At 68.3% G+C, this 5,472-nt stretch carries 5 protein-coding genes and 1 pseudogene; 5 read left to right on the forward strand and 1 reads right to left on the reverse strand.

Going from position 1 to position 5,472, the window contains the following annotated elements:
• A pseudogene (locus Q7P21_RS19060) lies at nucleotides 1-162 on the forward strand (acyl-CoA dehydrogenase family protein); the annotation flags it as partial.
• 2 nt (nucleotides 163-164) lie between these two features.
• Nucleotides 165-1,298 carry a CaiB/BaiF CoA-transferase family protein gene (locus Q7P21_RS19065; RefSeq protein WP_304165496.1) on the forward strand — a complete coding sequence of 378 codons (1,134 nt, stop codon included), beginning with the start codon at nucleotides 165-167 and terminating at the stop codon, nucleotides 1,296-1,298.
• On the opposite strand, the gene Q7P21_RS19070 is transcribed toward Q7P21_RS19065, so the two are convergent.
• Nucleotides 1,295-2,146, reverse strand: a complete 852-nt coding sequence (locus Q7P21_RS19070; protein WP_304165498.1) for an alpha/beta fold hydrolase — start codon at nucleotides 2,144-2,146, stop codon at nucleotides 1,295-1,297. The two genes, Q7P21_RS19065 and Q7P21_RS19070, sit on opposite strands and share 4 nt — an antisense overlap.
• A gap of 280 nt (nucleotides 2,147-2,426) precedes the next feature.
• On the opposite strand from Q7P21_RS19070, the gene Q7P21_RS19075 reads away from it, so the two are divergent.
• From Q7P21_RS19075 to Q7P21_RS19085, 3 genes are all read left to right on the forward strand, one after another.
• The gene (locus Q7P21_RS19075; protein WP_304165501.1) at nucleotides 2,427-3,338 is read left to right on the forward strand and encodes a LysR family transcriptional regulator; all 912 of its coding nucleotides are present in this window, start codon (nucleotides 2,427-2,429) and stop codon (nucleotides 3,336-3,338) included.
• Between the two features lie 111 nt (nucleotides 3,339-3,449).
• Nucleotides 3,450-4,319 carry an alpha/beta fold hydrolase gene (locus Q7P21_RS19080; RefSeq protein WP_304165504.1) on the forward strand — a complete coding sequence of 290 codons (870 nt, stop codon included), beginning with the start codon at nucleotides 3,450-3,452 and terminating at the stop codon, nucleotides 4,317-4,319.
• A 263-nt stretch (nucleotides 4,320-4,582) separates the two neighbouring features.
• On the forward strand, nucleotides 4,583-5,472 hold an 890-nt coding region (locus Q7P21_RS19085; protein ID WP_304179662.1), incomplete at its 3' end, for a hypothetical protein.

The following is a 5,472-nucleotide window of genomic DNA, read 5'->3' on the forward strand; positions in this document are numbered from 1 at the left end:
GACATGTGCATCCAGACCCACGGCGGCTTCGGCTTCGCCGAGGAATATGACGTCGAGCGCAAGTTCAGAGAGACCCGGCTCTACCAGGTCGCCCCCATCTCCACCAACCTCATCCTGGCCTATGTCGCCGAGCATGTGCTCGGCCTGCCAAGGTCCTATTGAGCATGGGCAAGGGCCCGCTGGACGGCGTCCTCGTCGTCGCCCTCGAACAGGCGGTGGCCGCGCCTCTGGCCACCTGTCGCATGGCCGACGCCGGGGCCCGGGTGATCAAGATCGAGCGGGCCGAGGGCGACTTCGCCCGCGACTACGACCGGGCCGCCGGCGAGGTGTCGTCCTATTTCGCCTGGCTCAATCGGGGCAAGGAATCCCTGGTGCTGGACGTCAAGGCGGCCGAGGACATGGCCCTGCTGGAGCGCCTGCTCGCCAAGGCCGACGTCTTTGTCCAGAACCTCGCGCCCGGCGCCGTGGACCGCCTGGGCGTCGGCGCGACCCAGCTGGCGGAGCGGTTCCCACAGCTGATTACTGTCGACATCTCCGCCTATGGGCCCGTCGGACCGTTCCGGGACCGCAAGGGCTACGACCTGCTGATCCAGGCTGAGAGCGGCCTGGCCTCGGTGACCGGCGCGCCGGAACAACCGGGGCGGATCGGGGTGTCGGTCTGCGACATCGCCACCGGCATGAACGCCTATGCCGCCGTGCTCGAGGCCCTGCTCGCCCGCCAGACGACCGGGCGCGGCGCGCACCTGCACGTCGCCCTGTTCGACGTGGCCGCCGAGTGGATGGCCGTACCGCTGATCCAGTACGAGGCGAGCGGCGTGGTTCCGCCCCGCGCGGGCCTGCACCATGTCTCCATCGCCCCCTATGGCGCCTATGGCTGCCAGGACGGTGAGGTGCTGCTGTCGATCCAGAACGAACGGGAGTGGGTGAACTTCTGCGCCCAGGTGCTGCGGCGTCCCCAGGTCGCGACAGACGCCCGGTTCGCGACCAACAGCGTCCGGGTCGCCAACCGCCCGGCCCTGAACGCGATCCTGGCGGAGGTGTTCGAAGCCCTCCCCCGCGCGGTGGTGATCGACCGGCTGAACGCCGCGTCCATCGCCTATGGCGCCATCAACACCACCGCCGACCTGGCGGGCCACCCGCATCTGCGGCGGATCGTGGTGGAAACGCCGGGAGGCCGGATCGACGCCCCGGCCCCGCCGGTGCTGGGCGCCGCCGCCCTGCCGACCCCGGCCAGGGTTCCGGCCATCGGGGCTGACAGTCAGGCGATCCGGGCGGAGTTCGCTCCCGACCTCGGCTAAAGCGTCCGCACGAAGCCGTCGATGACCTCGACATATTCGATCGCCCGCTCGGGCTTGTTCAGCTCATGCATGGGGTGGACGCCCGTGAAGCGCACCTCGCGGGCGTGGGGGATGTTCTCGACGTAATAGGGGTGGTGCGGCAGGTTCCAGTCGGTGTCGGCGCACATGCATTGCACCGGGATCGCGATGTCCTTGATGCGCTTGCGGACATCGAAGGTCGCATAGGCCTCGAAGGTGCCTGGCTCGAAGGAGCTGACCGCCTGGTAGGCCAGATAGGCCTGGCGGACACGGTTGCTGGGCTGGGCCTCCAGCGGCGCCTCGGGGTTCAGGCGCTTCATCAGGCCATAGGCGCGTTTCCAGAAGGCCACGGCGTGGGTCCCTTCCTCGTCCCAGTCGAGGGGAGTCGGGCCATCGCCGGGCTTGTAGTTGGCCTGAATGTCCTCGCCGATCAGCGGCGCTCCATCGATCACCAGACCCTTGAGTCCGGGCAGGCTGCGGGCCGCGAGCTCCAGACCGATCAGGCTGGAGAAGTGGCCGCTGACGATGGCGTCGGGCGACGCGCCCGCCAGGGCGAAGACCTCTTGCATATTGTCGGCGAAGTCCTCCATCGACCAGGGTTCGGACTTCTTGTCGGACAGGCCATAGCCCATCATGTCGATGGCGATGGCGCGATAGCCCCGTTCGGCCATCAGCGGCAGGACGTCGTCCAGCAACCCGCCCCCGAATGAAGTGATGGTGACGAACACCACCGTCCTGTCGCCCGCGCCACAATCCTGCACGTGGACATAGCCGCGCGAGGTGTCCACGAAGTACCGCCGCGGACGCACCCGCTTCACCGCCTGATCCATGACCACTCCCAGCTGAGCGACGGACGCTCCGTCGGAGCCAGGACCCTAGCAGCGGCTCTGTCGGCGCCTCGTCCAAAGCCGGGAATGACCGCTATGCGGAATCCTTAAACGCCATGCGCCCGCCGTCGCATAATCCGTAGTCATATGACTTTCGCGTCAGGCAAGGATCGCCAGGGCGCTAAGCACAATATGAGCTTTCGGGCGACCGGGACCACATGGCGATTGGGTCATGACGCTTTCCGGGCGACACCGACGGCCGGTGAGCCCAGGAGGAAAGTCCATGGAAATCCAGCAATTGCGCCATCTCGCGGCCGCGGTTCAGTTCGGCAACCTGCTGAAGGCCGCCGAAGAAAGCCACATCTCCCAGTCCGGCCTCAGCCGCAGCATCAAGAGCCTGGAGACCCGGCTCGGCGTGCCGCTGCTCATCCGCAAGCCCAAGGGGGTCGAACCGACCATCTTCGGCCTGAGCGTCCTGCAGCGGGCCAAGGTCATCCTCAACGAGGTGTCGCGATCGGTGCGCGAGGTGCGCGATCTCCAGGCCGCCCGGATTGGCGAAGTCACCTTCGGCATCACCCAGAACTACGCCAACTACTTCATCCCCCAGGTGCTGGCCGAACTGCATCGGGTCGCCCCGGAAGTCCGGGTGACGGTCAAGACCAGCGGCTTCCTGGAAATGCTCGAGGCGGTCCAGGCCGGCGCGATCGAGTTCGGGTTCGGGCTGCTGGGCGCCATGGAGGAGATCGAGGACATCTCCATCACCCCGCTGTTCGAGCATCACTCCCGGGTGATCGCCAACGCCAAGCATCCCTTGGCCGGCCGGCCCGTCTCGCCGCAGGAACTGTCCCTGGCCCGCTGGGCGACCCTCAGCGGCGAGGGCTTCCAGCGCAACTTCATCAATTTCTTCCACGTCCGCGGCCTGCCGCTGCCGGCCCAGATCGTGCGCACCGACTCCATCGCCCTGATCCGCCACACCCTGTCGGACATCGAGGCCCTGACCATCCTGCCGGCCGACGTGGTGCTGAGCGAAGTCGACGCCGGCGAGTTCGTGATCCTGGATTGCGAGACCCCGGCGGAGCTGACCCGGGTGGGCCTGCTGCGGCGGGCCGACGATTTCGTCTCGCCCCAGACCAAGCTGGTGATGGACCTGATCGTAAAGGCCATCGGTCCCTACACCATGTGCCCGGAGGATTGACGGGCCGGATGCGCCAGGGGTCGCGAGCTATGACGAACCCGAAGTTCTCCACCCGCCCATGACGACGCAGGCTGACGATCCAAGGCGAAGGAGCTCGGATTGTCGAGATCGGTGTCCCGCAGATACGTGACCACCGCGTGGGGCCAGACCCACCTGACGGAGAGCGCTCGTCCCGGACCTCCAGGGCCGCCGCTGGTGTGCCTGCACGCCACCGCCTATTCCGGCCAGACCTTCCTGCCGCTGATCGAGGCCCTCGACGGCCGCCGCCGGGTGATCGCGCCGGACACCGCCGGCTATGGCGGCTCCGATCCGCCGGAGCGACGCTGGGACATCGAGGCCTATGCCCGGGAAATGCGGGCCGCGATCCGCGCGGCGGGGGAAGGTCCGGTCGACATCCTGGGCTACCACACCGGCGCCCTGCTGGCCGCCGAGATCGCGCTCCAGGACCCTGACCTGGTGCGGCGGATCGTGATGATCGGCGTGCCCTATTATCTGGGAGAGGCGCGGGCCGAACGGCGCGCCACCCTGGCCCAGCCCATGGCCCTGACCAACCGCCTGGGACAGTTCGCGGAGCGCTGGGCTTTCCTGGTCGGTGAGCGGCCGAGCGGCATGAGCCTGTCGCGTGGCTTCGCCAATTTCGTCGATGAGCTGCGGGCCTATCCTCACGGCTGGTGGGCGCATGACGCGGCCTTCAGCTACGCCGTGGACCGCGCCTTTCCCCTGGTGCGACAGCCGGTGCTGATCCTCAACCCGGCCAATCATCTGTCGGCGCCGTCGCGGGCCGCCGGGGCGGCCTTGCCCCAGGCCCAGGTCCGCGAGCTGCCGCACCTGTCGCACGCCATCTTCGAGCTGGCGGCCGAGGAGTTGGCCGACCACGTCGAAGCGTTCCTGAACGCGGCGTCGCTCGATCGATCCAGGGACCATCCCGCGTCAGGTCCGGGCTTTGAGACGGGCCCTGTCCGAGGAGTCGCACAGCTATGACTTATTCGCGGTTCTGCCGAAAACGCGGGGCGCTAGACTGGTCCCAGGTTCGGCGCGGGTCCGCAGACGCGTCTCTGAGCCGGGGGTGGGGGCGCCCTCAACCTTAGATCTGGCCGGCATGACGATGCAGGCCCCCCGCGGGTCGCTGGCCTGGCGCGACGCGCCGAAGGCCGCGACCGCGATCGCCAGAACTTGACGTACCAAAGGCGGGTCCTCGCGTCCCGCTGCGCAGCCTTGCCGGCTGTAGAGACAGGAGAGCTTGAGTGAGCGTGTTGGCCGATATCGAGAACGAGGCCGGTCTGGCCAGGGTGACCTGCGGCTGGCGCCTGCCTCACCTCTCGCTGGACTTCGTTCGGCCCTATTGGCGCGACGCCCACAGCCCGGCCATCGCCCGTCGCGACGGCATATATGAGTATCGCCACTATCCGCTGGACCCGATCCGGGGCGACCTGTTCACCCCGGTCTCCGGAATCGATTTCGCAGGCCGCCCCGGCGAGCAGCTCCAATGGCTGTCGGATGTCCGCTATGCCGACGAGGCGGGGATGAACGCCTTCGGCGCGGACCCGGACCCCACGGTGCGCGCCCAGATCCTGGCCGACATCGAGATGATCGTCGACAAGAGCACCACCTACAAAGTGATCGGCGCCAACGCCCGCACCCTGGTCGACACCACGGGCGACGCGCCGCCGCTTGGCCCGGCGCGGACCCCCATCTTCCAGGTCTTCTTCCGCCAGCGGGGCGATGAGGCGGCTTTCCGCGAGAGCGTGTCGGCTCTGGCCGAGCTCTGGGCCGCGACCGAGGGCGTGCTCCGGGTGCGCCGCAGCCTGTTCGAGACGCCGGACATGGAGGCGGAGCGCGCCGCCGGCTATCCGGTCAAGACCCATCCCCTGGAGATGCAGTACCAGGCCTGGATCGACCTCGTGGTCGCCGATGAGCCCGTCGCCCGGCGGCTGATCCCACAGGCGATCGCCCCGCGCCTGGCCCAGGACGTCAGCGCCATCCACGCCTATCCGGCCCCCGCCGCCTACACCTTCAACTATCGCGGCAAGCCGACCCTGGCCGGCCTGCGCGGCTACGCCGCCTGCGAGGCGATCCGCAACATGGGCGCCGAGCACCAGAAGGACCCTGGCCTGCTGGAATGGATGTACGGCCC

Source organism: Phenylobacterium aquaticum (assembly GCF_947378715.1).
GTDB classification, from domain to species: Bacteria; Pseudomonadota; Alphaproteobacteria; order Caulobacterales; family Caulobacteraceae; genus Phenylobacterium; species Phenylobacterium aquaticum_A.

Coding starts and splice junctions, on each gene's coding strand:
- Q7P21_RS19065 (WP_304165496.1), top strand. CDS start 165: ATGGGCAAGGGCCCGCTGGACGGCGTCCTCGTCGTCGCCCTCGAACAG.
- Q7P21_RS19070 (WP_304165498.1), bottom strand. CDS start 2,146: ATGGATCAGGCGGTGAAGCGGGTGCGTCCGCGGCGGTACTTCGTGGAC.
- Q7P21_RS19075 (WP_304165501.1), top strand. CDS start 2,427: ATGGAAATCCAGCAATTGCGCCATCTCGCGGCCGCGGTTCAGTTCGGC.